This window comes from Streptomyces sp. NPDC003016 (genome assembly GCF_053591455.1).
On sequence record NZ_JBSFTV010000004.1, the window covers coordinates 69,671 to 84,557 of the forward strand.

Annotated in this window: 13 protein-coding genes and 1 tRNA gene; 5 read left to right on the top strand and 9 right to left on the bottom strand. The window is 68.6% G+C overall.

Going from position 1 to position 14,887, the window contains the following annotated elements; all coding sequences use genetic code 11:
- Window positions 1–560: 560 nt before the first annotated feature.
- Together ACWDZ4_RS04470 and ACWDZ4_RS04475 are read right to left on the bottom strand one after the other, a co-directional pair.
- Window positions 561–1,679: an NADH:flavin oxidoreductase gene (locus tag ACWDZ4_RS04470; RefSeq protein WP_451506958.1), complete on the bottom strand. Its 1,119-nt coding sequence runs from the start codon at window positions 1,677–1,679 to the stop codon at window positions 561–563.
- Between the two features lie 524 nt (window positions 1,680–2,203).
- Window positions 2,204–2,347 (bottom strand): hypothetical protein, encoded by a 144-nt coding sequence (locus ACWDZ4_RS04475; RefSeq protein WP_451506959.1) that lies wholly within the window; start codon window positions 2,345–2,347, stop codon window positions 2,204–2,206.
- A 195-nt stretch (window positions 2,348–2,542) separates the two neighbouring features.
- Here ACWDZ4_RS04475 and ACWDZ4_RS04480 point away from each other — a divergent pair, with 195 nt between their 5' ends.
- The 3 genes from ACWDZ4_RS04480 to ACWDZ4_RS04490 all read left to right on the top strand — a co-directional run bounded on the left by ACWDZ4_RS04480 (window position 2,543) and on the right by ACWDZ4_RS04490 (window position 7,444).
- Window positions 2,543–5,305 (top strand): hypothetical protein, encoded by a 2,763-nt coding sequence (locus ACWDZ4_RS04480; RefSeq protein ID WP_451506960.1) that lies wholly within the window; start codon window positions 2,543–2,545, stop codon window positions 5,303–5,305.
- Between the two features lie 595 nt (window positions 5,306–5,900).
- A complete protein-coding gene (locus tag ACWDZ4_RS04485) occupies window positions 5,901–7,121 on the top strand; it encodes a Shedu anti-phage system protein SduA domain-containing protein (protein ID WP_451506961.1) in 1,221 nt (406 codons plus the stop codon).
- Window positions 7,118–7,444 carry a hypothetical protein gene (locus ACWDZ4_RS04490; protein ID WP_451506962.1) on the top strand — a complete coding sequence of 109 codons (327 nt, stop codon included), beginning with the start codon at window positions 7,118–7,120 and terminating at the stop codon, window positions 7,442–7,444. The genes ACWDZ4_RS04485 and ACWDZ4_RS04490 overlap by 4 nt, the downstream gene beginning before the upstream one ends.
- Before the next feature lie 288 nt (window positions 7,445–7,732).
- Here the strand turns inward: ACWDZ4_RS04490 and ACWDZ4_RS04495 are convergent, their stop codons facing one another.
- The 3 genes from ACWDZ4_RS04495 to ACWDZ4_RS04505 all read right to left on the bottom strand — a co-directional run bounded on the left by ACWDZ4_RS04495 (window position 7,733) and on the right by ACWDZ4_RS04505 (window position 8,702).
- A complete protein-coding gene (locus tag ACWDZ4_RS04495) occupies window positions 7,733–8,134 on the bottom strand; it encodes a PIN domain-containing protein (RefSeq protein ID WP_451506963.1) in 402 nt (133 codons plus the stop codon).
- Window positions 8,131–8,379, bottom strand: a complete 249-nt coding sequence (locus tag ACWDZ4_RS04500; protein WP_451506964.1) for a hypothetical protein — start codon at window positions 8,377–8,379, stop codon at window positions 8,131–8,133. Before ACWDZ4_RS04500 ends, ACWDZ4_RS04495 begins: the two co-directional genes overlap by 4 nt.
- Window positions 8,380–8,628: 249 nt before the next feature.
- A tRNA-Gly gene (locus tag ACWDZ4_RS04505) sits at window positions 8,629–8,702 on the bottom strand.
- 441 nt (window positions 8,703–9,143) lie between these two features.
- Between ACWDZ4_RS04505 and dcd the strand changes: the two genes are divergently transcribed.
- Together dcd and ACWDZ4_RS04515 are read left to right on the top strand one after the other, a co-directional pair.
- Window positions 9,144–9,719 (top strand): dCTP deaminase, encoded by a 576-nt coding sequence (dcd, locus tag ACWDZ4_RS04510; RefSeq protein WP_093799907.1) that lies wholly within the window; start codon window positions 9,144–9,146, stop codon window positions 9,717–9,719.
- A gap of 8 nt (window positions 9,720–9,727) precedes the next feature.
- Window positions 9,728–10,231 (top strand): phosphoribosyltransferase, encoded by a 504-nt coding sequence (locus tag ACWDZ4_RS04515; RefSeq protein ID WP_451506965.1) that lies wholly within the window; start codon window positions 9,728–9,730, stop codon window positions 10,229–10,231.
- 95 nt (window positions 10,232–10,326) lie between these two features.
- Here the strand turns inward: ACWDZ4_RS04515 and ACWDZ4_RS04520 are convergent, their stop codons facing one another.
- The 4 genes from ACWDZ4_RS04520 to ACWDZ4_RS04535 form a co-directional block, all read right to left on the bottom strand.
- Complete coding sequence (locus ACWDZ4_RS04520; protein WP_451506966.1) at window positions 10,327–11,250, bottom strand: Yip1 family protein; 924 nt, start codon at window positions 11,248–11,250, stop codon at window positions 10,327–10,329.
- 112 nt (window positions 11,251–11,362) lie between these two features.
- Window positions 11,363–11,512: a hypothetical protein gene (locus ACWDZ4_RS04525; RefSeq protein ID WP_451506967.1), complete on the bottom strand. Its 150-nt coding sequence runs from the start codon at window positions 11,510–11,512 to the stop codon at window positions 11,363–11,365.
- Window positions 11,513–11,956: 444 nt separating this feature from the next.
- Complete coding sequence (locus ACWDZ4_RS04530) at window positions 11,957–14,233, bottom strand: (Fe-S)-binding protein (RefSeq protein ID WP_451506968.1); 2,277 nt, start codon at window positions 14,231–14,233, stop codon at window positions 11,957–11,959.
- Between the two features lie 141 nt (window positions 14,234–14,374).
- Window positions 14,375–14,866: a sugar transferase gene (locus tag ACWDZ4_RS04535; RefSeq protein WP_451506969.1), complete on the bottom strand. Its 492-nt coding sequence runs from the start codon at window positions 14,864–14,866 to the stop codon at window positions 14,375–14,377.
- Window positions 14,867–14,887 lie beyond the last annotated feature (21 nt).

Consider the following 14,887-nt stretch of genomic DNA (forward strand, 5'->3'; position numbering starts at 1 on the left):
TCGCCCGGCTCGCGAAGGCCGGCCTCCTGCCGCGGCACCTCGGGTGCCGGATGACGCGCTGGTGGCGGGTGGTGCGAGGGTGGCGCACGGCGCCTGAACCGGGCCGGACACCAAAGAAGCCCCGGCCGCCGGCCCGGGGCTTCCGTATGGAACGCATGGAGCGGGTGACGAGAGCCGAACTCGCGCTCCGAGCTGGGGAATCTACGGCGCTGGGGCCATCGAAATGCCTCTGCCTGCTTGTTTGGCCTGCAGCGCGTGAGCTTGGCATGGTCTTTGAGAACCGTGCTTGACCGCAGTTGGCCGCTCCGGAGGGCACGGGTGGGGCACGAACACTCGGAAGTACATGGCCTTGAGAGTGCGACCGTCCTGACAACCTGGGTGTCGCTGATCGGCTCACCGGACCATCAAGCACACTGCTTTCGCAAGCGTGCCCACAACGACGCGCCTGGCTGCGGGCATCAACCTGAGTACGCAGCCAGCACCCGGTCCCAACCGTCAGTGCGTTCGGAGAGGTGACAGTGCCCGGGTGCTGACCCGCCGCGTTCCCCGTCACGACCTGATCAGTGCAGGGTCTTCAACATCTCCGCGCCGAAAGGCGTGATGTCCTCGGTGCGCCCGTCCAGGGTCTTCGCTGCCCACTCGGGGTCGGCGATCAGCGCACGGCCGATGGCGACCATGTCGAATTCATCGCGCTCCATCCGGTCCAGCAACTGTTCGATGCCGGTGACTTTGGAGTTGTTGCCCTGGAAAGCGTTGAAGAAGTCACCGTCCAGGCCGACTGAGCCGACGGTGACCGTCGGCCTGCCGCTGATCTTCTTCACCCATCCGGCGAGGTTCAGGTCGGAGTCGTCGAACTCCGGCAGCCAGTAGCGGCGGGTGGACGCGTGGAAGACATCGACACCGGCCTCGGCCAGCGGCGTGAGCAGGTCCTCCAGTTCCTCGGGCGTCTGCGCGAGCTTCGCCTCGTAGGCATCCATCTTCCACTGGGACATGCGGAAGAAGAGGGGGAAGGAGTCGGACACGGCCGCGCGGCAGGCCGCTACGATCTCGGCCGCGAAACGGGTTCGCGCGATGATGTCGCCGCCGTAGGCATCGGTACGACGGTTGCTGCCGGCCCACAGGAACTGGTCGATCAAGTAGCCGTGTGCCCCGTGGAGTTCCACGCCGTCGAAGCCGAGACGCTCGGCGGCGGCCGTCGCGTCGGCGAACGCGGCGACGACGTCATCGAGGTCCTTCTGCGTCATGGCGCGGCCCTTGGGCTCGCCCGTCAGGGACACGCCCGAGGGGCCGACCGGCTCCGCGTCCGCCACCGGCGGGGCACCCTCGGTGCGTGTGACACCCACGTGCCACAGCTGCGGGATGATCGCGCCGCCCGCCTGGTGCACGGAGTCCGCGACGCCGGCCCAGCCCGTGAGCGCGTCCTCGCCGTGGAACCGCGGGACCCGGTCGCTGGTGCCCGCAGAGTGATGGTCGATGTAGGTGCCCTCGGTGATGATCAGCCCCACACCGCCGGCGGCCCGTCGGCTGTAGTAGTCCGCCACGTCCTGGCCCGGGACGCCGTTCGGGGAGAACTGCCGGGTCATGGGCGCCATGGCGATCCGGTTGCGCGAGGTGAGCCCGCGGACCGCGAACGGGCGCGAGAGGGTGGCTGCTGCGCGGCTGGCGTTCACGTCTGTCACGTCATGTCCTGTTCATAGGCTCGGGGTGTCCATCCGTCGCCAACCTTCGCGCGTTGCCTCGGCATCCCCGCTCCGAGCCAGATGTGGTCAAGGTCTCCACGGTCCTGTGGGCCTTTCTGGCTCGGTCACGTCGGCGCACCACCGCGAGGCGCGCCACCGTGAACCACCTGAAGGTCGAGCATCTGCCCGGCGGCGGCGACGCCAGGCCCGTACAGCTGTGGTTCCCGAGCACCGGCGCGAGGGATGGACGGCGTGGGAGTGGGCTGGGCAGCACAGAAGGCCCGGGGCATCGTCCTGGGCCTTCGTCGCCACCGCCCCTGCGGCCCCGGCCCCGGCCCCGGGCCTGTCCCCAGACCCCCGGCCTCCTGGTCGGCCACACTGCCGCGCCTGACGGCACCGCCACCCCGGGGCCCCATCGCCGCCTCCACGCCGCCGACCACCACCGCGACCACTGACCGCACCTCATGGGGAAGCCCCGGGGCGATCCGGACCCGGGGCTTCCCCGTACAGGGGCGGCGGCTCGCTCACCTGCTCTGCCACCACACCAGGCCGCACGCGACGAGGGCCGAGCCCGCCGCGGTGGCAACCCCGCGTACGGCGCCGAACAGGGCGGCGCGTCCCAGTCTGCGGGCGGTGTGCTGTCGCTTCCGCTGCGTCATCCTGCTCATCGGGGTCTCCTCCGGCCGGTCGCGCCCGGTACTGCTCCGAGCTCTCGGCCCGAGTTTTCTGCGGCGTTGTGGCAGAAACCCGGAGCGGCGGGCACACCGGGCGAATTCCTTCTACGCTGCTGGCCGGCGAGGTGCCCGCTGTGCCCGCTGCGGGTGGGACAGGGAGCGGCGCCGGGCAGAAAAGGGGGAGAGCGGGTGACACGGCGGTCTCAGGACTCCCGGAAGCTCTACGAGCAGTTGCGTGCTCTGGAGCAGCGTGCGGAGGCCGTACTCGGCCGGCCCGACCGGCGGCCTTCACGGAGAGAGGTCAGCCAGGCGCTCGGCAAGCCTCCGTACAACAGGAGGGTCAAGAGCCAGCGGATCAGCGCCTGGGTGCCTCTCCGAAGGGACAGGGATCCCCAGGTCCCGAGCGAGAGGAGCAGCGACGACGTTCTGGCGCTGGTGCGGCTGTGGAGCTCCTGGGCGGGTGAGGAACCCGATGAGCGCTACTGGCGGAACCTGCTGGAGAGGGCCCAGCCGATACGGAAGCTCCGCTCGGCTCCGGCTGGCTCCGGCCGGCCGATCCGCGAGTTCACCGATCCGTTTGCCCTGGAAGTGCACGAGGCTGTCGACGGCGGTGGCGCCGACTCGGACCTGCCGCTCCTGCCGCTCTACGCCAAACGCAAGCACGACCAGTGGCTTTCCGACGCGGTGAAAAGTGTTGCTCAGCGCGAGGACGGAGACCAGGCCGGCGCCATCGCCGTACTCGTCGGTGAACCCTTCACGGGAAAGACAAGGGCGTGCTGGGAAGCGCTCCGCCTGCTCCCCTCGGATTGGCGGCTCGTCCATCCCCTCGTACCGACCGCCGCTGAGGCCCTGATCGCCGCGTTGGACGACGTCGCTCCCCGCACCGTCCTGTGGCTCGACGAGATCGACCGGTTCCTGAGCGGCGACCTGGGCGAGCGGGCAGCCGCCCGGCTGCGCGAGGTGCTCACCGACCTGCGGCGGGGCCCTCTGCTCGTCCTCGGGACGACCCGGCCCGAGGAGTGGTCAACCCTGTTCAAGCCCCGCAGGAGAGGTGACCGCAGGGATCCGCACGCGCAGGCCCGCGCCTTGCTCACCGGCAAGCACCACCGGGTACCGGATGCCTTCGAGGAATCGGACATGTCCGAGCTGCGGCGCCTTGCCGCTGCGGACCCCCGGCTCCAGGAGGCGCTGGAGCGTGCCGAGCAGAGGCAGATCACCCAGTACCTCGCCGGTGGCCGCGCTCTCGTCGACCGGTACGAAACCGCCACAGCCCTGTCGCGGGCCCTGATCGAATCGGCCATGGACGCCCGCCGCCTCGGGCACGACGTGGCTCTTCCGCAGCTGCTGCTGGAAGCGGCGGTCCGTCATTACCTCACCGACCGGCAGTACGAGATGGTGGCGGACGGCGACATCGAGCACGCCTTCACGGAACTGGGCGAAACCTGGCGCGGCACCCGCGGCCCCCTCACGCACATCACCCTCCGCGAACCCGCACAACCCCTCCTCCACACGGACAAGGTCAGACTCGCGGAGTACCTGGACCAACACGGCAGGAAGACCCGGCGGACCAACGCTCCGCCGGCGGGACTGTGGGACACCTTGGCGGACTACGCGGCGCGGGAGTCCCTGACAGCCCTGGCTGAGTCGGCGAGGGAGAAGGGGCATCTGCGGGTCGCCCTGCGTCTGCTCACGGCCGCGGCCGAAGCAGGAGTGCCCAGGGCCGCCATGGCGGCGTCCCAGACCCTGGAGGAAGAGGGGAGATGCGACGAGGCACTCCTGTGGTGTCTGCCCCTCGCCGACGCCGGGGACCCCGAAGCCATGTCCCGGGTGGCCGGGATCATGGAGATGACCCGCCGACCGGATGAAGCCGTTGCCTGGCACAGGAGAGCCGCCGAAGCGGGACGTTCCGATGGCTGGCTCTACGCCGGCCTGCTTCTGCAGGACGTCGGAAACCATCGGGAAGCGGAGTCCTGCCTCAGACGCGCCGCGGATGCCGGTGTCTCCGGCGGACCAGGGGCAATGGCCGGCCTGCTGGAGCGAATGGGCCGTACGGAAGAAGCACTCGCCCATTACCGGCAGGAGGCCGAGGCCGACGGCGGGTACGCCGTGATCGAGACGGCTGCCCTGATGCGGAAGCGCGGTGACAGCGGCGCCACCGTTCTGGCCTGGCTGCTTCCGCGCGCAGGGGAAGAAGGCAGAAAGGGGGAGGTGAGGATTCCTTGGGCATGGTGCGCGTTGGTTGAGCACCTGGCCGAGGACGCGCGACTCCGATGCCGTTTGCGGAGCCTTCTCGACTCGGAAGGGCCGGAAGGCAAGGACGCCGAAGTACAGATTGAGTGGGGCACCCTGTTGGACCAGGCGGAAGTGATCGCAAGGGGAGACCACCGGGAGAGAGGAACGAGTGCCGCCGAGGCGCTGCGGCAGGAAGGCCGCCTGGAGGAAGCACTGGCGCTGTACGAGGAGGATGCGGCGGCCGGTGGCGGGCGGGACGCGGCAGCGCACGTTGCCGCTCTGCACGAGCAACTGGGCAGGCCCTCGGTGGCTGCCGCCTGGTACCGGCGGGCGGCGGAAGGAGGGAATCTGGACGCCCTGCGTCAGACCGCCCGTCTGATGACGGCGGCCGTGGGCCCGGACGAGGCCCTCGCCTGGCTGAGGTCGTGCGCGGACCGGTTCGCCGAGGACGGCTATCCGGACCAGCGGTCCACCGTGGCCGAGCTGTTCCACGCCGCAGGCCGCACCGACGAGGCGCTCGACTGGCTCCGCCTCGCTTCGGGGGCCGGTGACCCGTACGCCTGGCACCAGTACGCGGAGCTGCTGGAGTTGGCAGGCCGTACGGAGGACGCGCGGCGGATGCGGCGGCACGGCTGGGAGCCCGACGGTGAGATCTCGGCACCGTGGAGTGCGGCTCCGCCGGGAGACCTGTCCTTGGTGCAGCCGACCGCGCAGCCCTGAGCGAACGGACGGGCCGGGCCCCAACCGGCCCCGCAGTGCGGGGCCGGGAGTGTCACGTTGTGCGGACGGGCGCCGGGTTCAGCCGCCCCACCCCGTTGGCACGCGAACGGCACACCGCCCCTCAGGTGGCCCGGACAGCAACAAAGCCCCGGGCTGCCCGCCGGCCCGGGGCTTCCGCGCAGAACGGGTGACGGGAGTCCGACTCGCGCTCTGAGCTTGGGAATCACCCGGCGCCTGCCCTGTGCACGGCTTCTGACCTGTGCAAATGACAACTCGGTCCCGTCTCTTCAGCGTCCTGGCGGCCCCCTGTTGTCCGCTGTTCACCGCCTCTACTGGCACGTAGTGACACCGTCCCCTTGGGTGGCGCGCGCGTGCGTCGGAGACCGCATCCTGCCGAGGCGAGACGTCAGATCGAGACAACGACGGGGCCTCAGGTCTCGGACCCTGGGGCTGCTGTGCACCGCTCCCAGGGTCACGGTTGGGGCACAGAGCGCGGAGGGCCGCCTCACCCTGCGGACACTCGTTTGATCGAGCCGGTCCGGCCACGATCCACTCGCCCCGGGTCGTTGTCAGTGCCTCCTTCTAAGGTCACCGCATGACGACCTTCCGTTCCGGTTCTACGCTCTGGCAGATGGTCAGCGGAGCTCGGGAGCTCACTGAGCACCCGAGCGTGCTGGAGCGCATCGATGCAGTGCTGCGCATCATGGGTCCTGCTTTCGGCAGGACGGGGTACGGCAAGGGCAGGCCGTTGGTGAACGCCTTGGAGGATGTTGCCCAAGAATCTCTCCTGCTCGGGGACTTCGCTCTTGCGCAGCGGTTCCAGCGCTTCGCCGCCTACGCCGACGGCGAACTGTTCCTCGAAATCCTGGAGAACTACTACGACGAGAATGCTCGGCATCGTAGCGAGGAGGGCATGCGCAGGCTGGTGGCCATGGGCGCCGATCGAGCGGTGGCCGTTTTGGACGCCCTCTCCAAGGACAACCCCGAGGCGACGGTGGCCGATGCTCGGGACCTCTTTCGCGGTATAGCCCTGTCCGTGGACCACTTGGGCCTCGGTACGGGGGAGGGTGGGATCCGGCTGCCCACTCGAGAGAGGAGGCGACTCCAGCAGTACGGGCACATGGAGCTGGTCCTGAGGAACCTGCCACGACCGGCCTCAACCGAGGCCGCGCGAATGGTAGGCGACTTCCTGGCGGACGCCGACGCGGGGTTGCTCGCCCAGTTGCTGGAGCTGAAGGCCCGGAGAGCAGGTCTCGACGCTCTCCGGGTTGCAGTGGAGGACGAGACGAGCTCCGAGAGCACACTCCACGCCCGTCTGAAGAATCAGGAGTGGATCTTCGGCGGTGCTTATGTGGCAGAGCTGGCACGTCGGCAGTACACCTCGGACACGATTCTGGACATCCCCCTTCTGCGTGGTGACGGGTCCCTTCATGTGGTGGAACTCAAGCGTGCCAACATCAAGGACCTGGTGATACGCCGCAGCGGCCACCTCATGTTGGGTGCCGCGGCCCACCACGCGGTGTCGCAGGCGCAGAACTACCTCCGCACCATGGACGAGAACCGTAAGGGGATCCTCGCGCGCCATGGCGTCGATACTCGTAGGGCCTCGGCGACGGTTGTGATCGGGCATCCGAGGTTCGTAAGTGGGGGCGTTACCTCCCAGGAGATCGCGGAGACACTGCGCACCTACAACACGCACGCGGCACGCATTGAGGTGATCACGTACGGAACCCTGCTGGGCTCAGCAGCCCGGATGTTGGCCCTCGCATCAGCGCAGCAGGACCCTGCTCACCAGACCGAGGAGCCCCCGGCATGACCGAAGACGCGCGTCCTGCGATCGAACAGCTGCTGGCCCGCCTGTGCGGTGGCGTGATCACGGGCAAGGATTACGTCGGCTACTTCCTCAACGAGCACGGGGAAGAACTCGTCTTCGCCCAGCGCCGGGGAGAGAGGACCGGCCGGCTCTGGCACAGCGATGCCGACTGGCAGCTGTTCCGCGTCGGCGACCATTCCATACGGGTCGGCACCGTGATGGACGGGGTGGTCACCGTGGGCGACCTGATCATCGATCGCGCTGAGGCGACGTGGCTGTCCTCGTGCCTCGCGGCCTCTCGCCACCTGCGTCAGAAGCGCGGCTGACACGTCGCTCGGCGAATGGACAACGAAGAGGGCCCAGGTCGCTGACCTGGGCCCTCTTTCAAGAGCGGGTGACGAGAATCGAACTCGCGCTCTGAGCTTGGGAATCAGCGGTTCTTGGACTGTCGAAGGGGCTCTGACCTGAGCTTTCCCCTTGGATGGGGTGGATGGCTATGGTCCCTGGGATCTGTACGTGACCGCTGTTGTCCGCTCCGCTGGGCACGGATGAGGCACGGGTGGTGGCAGTGCAACGGAACCTGCCAAGTTGCATGCTCCGGGTGGGCCGGCGGGTCAGAGCGGGATGATGCGGACCTGGTTGCCGCAGAGCTTGGTCATGTCGTCGGTGTCGGACGTCAGGAGGGCGACCGGCTTCGGCTGGCGCAGTGCTACCTCGGCGACCGTGGCGTCGATGGCGTACTTGTGACCGTGCAGCCCGGCGCCTTTGAGGAGCTCCGCTGCTGCTTTGGCCGCTTGTTCGGTGACCGGCTCCACCTTGATGCGGGACAGGGCCCAGTTCAGGCGTGGAATGTTGGTGCGGGAGTGGCTGACTTCCACGATGGTGTTCGCCCCGATCACGAGGTCGGCTCCCATGCCGTGGAGGACCTGCAACATCGCGAAAAACTTGCGGTCCTGCGTGATCCAGGCGGAGAGTCCTTCCGAGTCCAGGACAACGGTCTCGATGCGCTCGCTCACGCGGCGTCCGCGTTCTTGGAGGAGCCGGCAGTGCCGAAGATCTTCGCGTGGGCTTCGGCGAGCTCCTCGTGGCTGAAGCGTCCGTGTTCTTCCTCGTGGCGGCGAAGGTCGTCGCCCAGCAGCTGGTGCCGGATCTGGCGGGCCACGGCTTCCGCTACATAGCCGGAGACGTTGTCCGTGAGCTTGCGGAGCTCCGCCACCTGGTCGCTGGGTAGCGTGACGGTGATGCGAGTCGTTGAGGACATGCGGCAAGCATACCGGAGTATGCGCGAAGGGTCTCGTCATGGCTGCCCCGGGAGGGGGCGCCAAGGACCCCGAGTCAATTCGGTCGTCTTTCCGGCGACCCGGCTCGGGGAGCTCGGGTAACGGCAGTAGTGGGGCCGATGCGATCCATCCGGTGGCAAGGCGGGTGAGTGCGGTGGAGGCGTATTGCCTGATGCGTAACAAGCCCAGACAGCAAAGAAAGCCCAGATCGCTGATCTGGGCCTTCATCGTGGAGCGGGTGACGAGAATCGAACTCGCGCTCTGAGCTTGGGAAGCTCATGTTCTACCATTAAACTACACCCGCGCAGCGAGCCGTTGACCGGCGTCGCGTCGTCCGACAGTGTACCCCACCCCCCGGCCCCGTGTCTGTGGTGGCAGTTTTCGTGTTCGGGCGGGGGCGTACCTCGGAGGGCGGAGTGCCGCCTGGAGGGGCGTCCTCTTCATCCCCTAATGTGGCGTTCTCGTCCACGCTTTGTTGGGGAAGGGACTTGATGGACTTGATGGAGCCCACCGTCGTCCGCTGTGCCGAAGGGCACGTGTTCAGCACCACATCGTTCCCATTGCAGCGGCTCGGAGCCGGCCGGATCGGGCCGGGGCGGCTCATCCGCTGTCCGCGCTGCGCCCGGCTGCGGAATGCCGTGCCGGTGGTGCTGGAGCAGCGTTAGCGCAGGGAGTGACCGGCAGTGAGGGGCGCGCGGGGCCGTTCGATTGGGGCGGGCCCGCGCGTTCTGCGTATCCTCGGGGCGTGCTTCTCTCAGACAAGGACATCCGGGCCGAGATCGACGCCGGACGCGTGCGTATTGATCCGTACGACGAATCCATGGTGCAGCCCTCGAGCATCGACGTGCGGCTCGACCGCTACTTCCGGGTGTTCGAGAACCACCGCTACCCGCACATCGACCCTGCTGTGGAGCAGTCGGACCTGACGCGGGAGGTGGAGCCGGAGGGGGACGAGGCGTTCATCCTGCACCCGGGTGAGTTCGTGCTGGCGTCGACGTACGAGACGATCACGCTGCCGGACAACCTCGCGTCGCGGCTGGAAGGCAAGAGCTCGCTCGGACGGCTCGGGCTCGTCACGCACTCGACCGCCGGATTCATCGACCCCGGATTCTCCGGGCACGTGACGCTGGAGCTGTCGAACCTGGCGACGCTGCCGATCAAGCTGTGGCCCGGTATGAAGATCGGGCAGCTGTGCATGTTCCAGCTGAGCTCGCCCACCGAGTTTCCGTACGGTTCCGAGCGGTACGGGTCGCGTTATCAGGGGCAGCGCGGGCCGACGGCCTCGCGGTCCTTCCTCAACTTCCATCGGACGCAGGTGTGATGCCGGGTATGGGTAAGAGTGACGTGCGGGAGAACCTGACGTACGAGGGGTTCGGCAACGCGGTGCGCGAGCTCGCGCAGACCATCGCCGACGACGGGTACGAGCCCGACATCGTCCTGAGCATCGCGCGCGGCGGGGTCTTCGTGGCGGGCGGGCTGGCGTACGCGCTCGACGTCAAGAACATCCATCTGGTCAACGTCGAGTTCTACACCGGGGTCGGTACGACCCTGGAGATGCCGGTGATGCTGGCGCCGGTACCGAACGCGATCGACTTCAGCCACAAGAAGGTGCTGATCGCCGACGACGTGGCGGACACGGGCAAGACGCTCAAGCTCGTGCACGACTTCTGCCTCGATCATGTGGCGGAGGTGCGCAGCGCGGTCATCTACGAGAAGGCGCACTCGCTCGTGAAGTGCGAGTACGTGTGGAAGCGCACCGACGAGTGGATCAACTTCCCCTGGTCGGTCGCTCCGCCGGTGATCCGTCGGGCGGGGCAGGTCCTCGACGCCTGACGAGGCGGAGAAGCGGAGAAGCGGGAAGGGCCCCGGCGCGGTGTCGCGCCGGGGCCCTTCTTCCGTTGCCGTGCGGGGTGCGCCGGCGGGGTGCGTCAGATCGTGCCCAGCTTGATCAGGGACAGCAGCGCCACCAGCTGGATCGCGGACGAGCCCAGGGCCTTCTGCCACGGCAGGTCGTGCGACTTGCTCACCATCGAGGTGAACAGGGCGCCCGCCGCCAGCCAGGTCACCCAGCCGAGCACCTGGACCAGCCCGTTCTCGCCGCCCAGGAACAGCGCGAAGACCAGGCGTGGGGCATCCGACAGGGACATGATCAGCATCGAGAGGCCGACGGTCGGCTGCCAGGAGCCGTTGCCGCCGAGCTGGCGGGCGAGCGTGTGCGTCACCGCGCCCAGGATCAGACCGCAGACGACCACCGCGACGCCGGTGGTGAGGACATACGGGATGACGTTGGTCAGGGTCGCGTTGATGACCTCTTCGCGGGCCTTGTCGAAGCCGAAGATCGCGAGCAGTCCGTAGAGGAACGTCACGGCCAGGGCCGGGCCCCAGACCGGGTAGTCGCGCATCTGCCAGAACGTCGGTCCCGGGCGCAGCACGATGCCGCTCAGCAGCTGCTTCCAGTGCAGGCGCGGGCCCGCGGGCGGGGCGGGGCTGTCGCCGGCGTGGTAGGTGCTGCCGTCGCCGTACGGGTCCTCGCCGATGCTGAACGCCTGGGTGTGACCCGGATTGTTGTTGCTGTTGGCGTACGGGTCACCTCCTGCGGGGCCGCCGTGGCCTCCGTGTCCGCCCTGGGCGTGGCCCGGGTGCGGCTGCGGGTTGGGGTCGCCGAAGTATTCGGGCTCGCCGTGCTGTCCGCCGTACTGCGGTGTCTGCGGCCACTGCTGCTGGCCGTACGGGTCCTGAGGCGGTGTTGCCTGCTGCCCGTACGGCTGTTGCTGCCGTTGCTGCGGTTGCCGCTGCGGTTGTTGTTGCGGGGTGCGGTTGTCCCGGCCGCGTCCGATCCTGAATCCAGCCACGAATCGAACGTACCTGGTCCGGATGGGTGGCATACCGGGCCTGCGGCAACAGGCCCGGCTTTGCGGCCGAGCTGTGACATCCCCTAGGGGATCGGACGGGACCGGACGGGCGTCAGCCCGAGCGGGTGAGGCCGGGTACCGGGGAGCCGGCCGTGGAGAGGCCGACGGCCGTCGGACCGATGCCCCTGCCGGTCGTGGAGATCCTGGCGCCGTCGGAGCCGGACGCCACCACGTAGCCGTTCTCGGCGTTCTCCCACGGCACGCCGGCCGTCAGGTCCGCCCTGCCGCCCTGCCGCCCTGCCGTCGGGCTGCGGCGGCGGTGGCCAGGGCGGTGCGGAGGTGCTGGTGCATACGGGGTTCTCCTGCGGCCTGCCGGGGTGCACGGGGCATCCGGTCGATGGGGTGCGCGTTACGCCCGTGTCTGGGCCGGGTCGGCGGCGTGGACACGAGGGTTCGGCGCAGAGGAGACCGCCGATGGGGCGGGAGAGTTGTACGAGGCCCGATCACATCTTCGGGGATTCCGCTGAATCTCCGAGGGCCGGCCGCATCTCCGAGGGCCGGCCGCATCTCCGAGGGCCGGCCGCATCTCTGAGGGCCGGCCGCATCTCCGAGGGCTCCGCGGCGACGCGCCCCGCACGCCGACGGCCGGCCCCGCCAGGAAGGCGGGGCCGGCCGTCGGTATGGCGCGGGGCGGTTCGCGAGGCGGTTACGGAACGGGCTGCTGGTCCGCCGCCGACTCGGGCTCTTCCGTACCGGACGGGCCGGACGGATCGGCCGGGGTCTTCACCGAGTCGAGGAGCAGCTGCGCCACGTCCACGACCTGGAGGGATTCCTTCGCGACGCCGTCGTTCTTCTTGCCGTTGACCGAGTCGGTGAGCATGACCAGGCAGAACGGGCAGGCCGTCGACACGATGTCCGGGTTGAGGGACAGCGCCTCGTCGACGCGCTCGGTGTTGATGCGCTTGCCGATCCGCTCCTCCATCCACATCCGCGCACCGCCGGCGCCGCAGCAGAAGCCGCGCTCCTTGTGGCGGTGCATCTCCTGCTGGCGCAGGCCCGGGACGGCCGACATGATCTCGCGCGGGGGCGTGTAGACCTTGTTGTGGCGGCCCAGGTAGCAGGGGTCGTGGTACGTGATCAGACCCTCGACCGGCGTCACCGGGACCAGCTTGCCCTCGTCGATGAGGTGCTGGAGCAACTGCGTGTGGTGGATGACCTCGAACTCGCCGCCCAGCTGCGGGTACTCGTTCGCGATCGTGTTGAAGCAGTGCGGGCAGGTCGCGACGATCTTCTTCGACGACTTGGGCTTGCGGGTCGACGGATCTTCGTCGTCTTCGCCGTACGCCATGTTCAGCATCGCCACGTTCTCCTGGCCGAGCTGCTGGAACAGCGGCTCGTTGCCCAGGCGGCGGGCCGAGTCACCGGTGCACTTCTCGTCGCCGCCCATGATCGCGAACTTGACGCCCGCCATGTGGAGCAGTTCGGCGAAGGCCTTGGTGGTCTTCTTCGCCCGGTCCTCCAGGGCGCCCGCGCAGCCGACCCAGTAGAGGTACTCGACCTCGGACAGGTCCTCGATCGTCTTGCCGACGATCGGCACCTCGAAGTCGACCTCCTTGGTCCACTCGACGCGCTGCTTCTTGGCCAGCCCCCAGGGGTTGCCCTTCTTCTCCAGGTTCTTGAGCATCGTGCCCGCCTCGGACGGGAACGCGGACTCGATCATCACCTGGTAGCGGCGCATGTCGACGATGTGGTCGACGTGCTCGATGTCGACCGGGCACTGCTCGACGCACGCGCCGCAGGTGGTGCAGGACCACAGCACGTCCGGGTCGATGACGCCGCTCTCCTCCAGCGTGCCGATCAGCGGACGCTCGGCCTCCGCGAGAGCGGACGCGGGCACGTCCTTCAGCTGCTCGGCCGTCGCCTTCTCGTCGCCCTCCATGGTCTTGCCGCCGCCCGCGAGCAGGTACGGCGCCTTGGCGTGCGCGTGGTCGCGCAGCGACATGATCAGGAGCTTCGGGGAGAGCGGCTTGCCGGTGTTCCAGGCGGGGCACTGCGACTGGCAGCGGCCGCACTCGGTGCAGGTGGAGAAGTCGAGGATGCCCTTCCAGCTGAACTGCTCGACCTGGGAGACGCCGAAGGTGTCGTCCTCGCCCGGATCCTCGAAGTCGATCTCCTTGCCGCCGCTGGTCATCGGCCGGAGCGCGCCCAGGGCGACGGACCCGTCGTCCTCACGCTTGAACCAGATGTTGGGGAAGGCGAGGAAGCGGTGCCACGCCACACCCATATTGGTGTTCAGCGAGACGGTGATCATCCAGATCAGCGAGGTGCCGATCTTGATCATCGCGGTGAAGTAGATCAGCGTCTGGAGCGTGGGGACGCTCAGCCCGTCGAAGGCGAGGACGAGCGGGTACGACACGAAGTACGCGGCGTCGTAGCCGTCGACGTGGTGGATCGCGCCTTCGAGACCGCGCAGCACCAGGATCGCCAGGCCGATCGTCAGGATGATGTACTCGACGAAGTACGCCTGCCAGGCCTTGGAGCCCGCGAAACGCGACTTGCGGCCGGCCCGGGAGGGCAGGTTGAGCAGCCGGACCGCCATCAGGACGAGGATGCCCACCACCGTCATCAGGCCGATGAACTCGATGTACATCTCGAACGGCAGGAAGCCGCCGAGGACCGGCAGCACCCAGTCCGCCTGGAACAGCTGACCGTACGCCTGGGCGAGGGTCGGCGGCAGCGTCAGGAAGCCGATCGCGACGAACCAGTGCGCGACGCCGACGATCCCCCACTTGTTCATCCGGCTGTGGCCGAGGAATTCCTTGGCCAGGGTGATCGTGCGCTGCTTCGGGCTGCCGGTGCGGCTGCCCGCGGGGACGGGCTGGCCCAGCTTGACGAACCGGTAGATCTGCGCGACGGCTCGGGCGATGAGCGCAACGCCGACCACGGTCAGGACCAACGACACGATGATCGCGGCGAGTTGCATGAGGGGGCTCCTCGGGCGTGCGAGGGTGGGAGTTTTATGGGATTACTAAGCGGTAACTTAATCAGTCCGTGCTGAGCGTACCCACTTATGCCGCCGCACTGTAGTTGCGCATGCGGTGATCTGTGTCGCGTAAGGGTTCCCTCAGCCCCGTGCGGCGAGGACCGCGGGAACGGTGCGGGCGAGGATCGCCAGGTCGAGACCGAGCCAGTGGTGCTCGATGTAGTGCAGATCCAGTATCTCCATCTCCTCCCACGGCAGGCCCGGCCGCCCGCCGACCTGCCACAGGCCGGTGACGCCCGGCCGCACCAGCAGGCGCACCCGGGTGGCCGACGGATGGTCCGGGGGCAGCGCGCGCGGCCCGACCAGGGACATCTCGCCCCGCACCGCGTGGAACAGGTGGGGGAGCAGGTCGAGGCGCGACCGGCGCAGCAGCCGGCCGGTCGCGGTGCGGGGGTCGGTGCGCAGCGTCAGCATGCCGAAGGGGCGCCCGGCCAGGCCGGCGCGGGTCCGGCGTACGAGAACCGGGCCCGGCGACGTTACGGCCACGGCCGCGGCGGTGAGGAGCAGGGCGGGGAGGGCGAGCAGCAGCAGGACGGGGGCGACCGTCAGGTCGAAGATCCGCTTTGCGGGCATGTGCTGTACTTTTTCATGCCT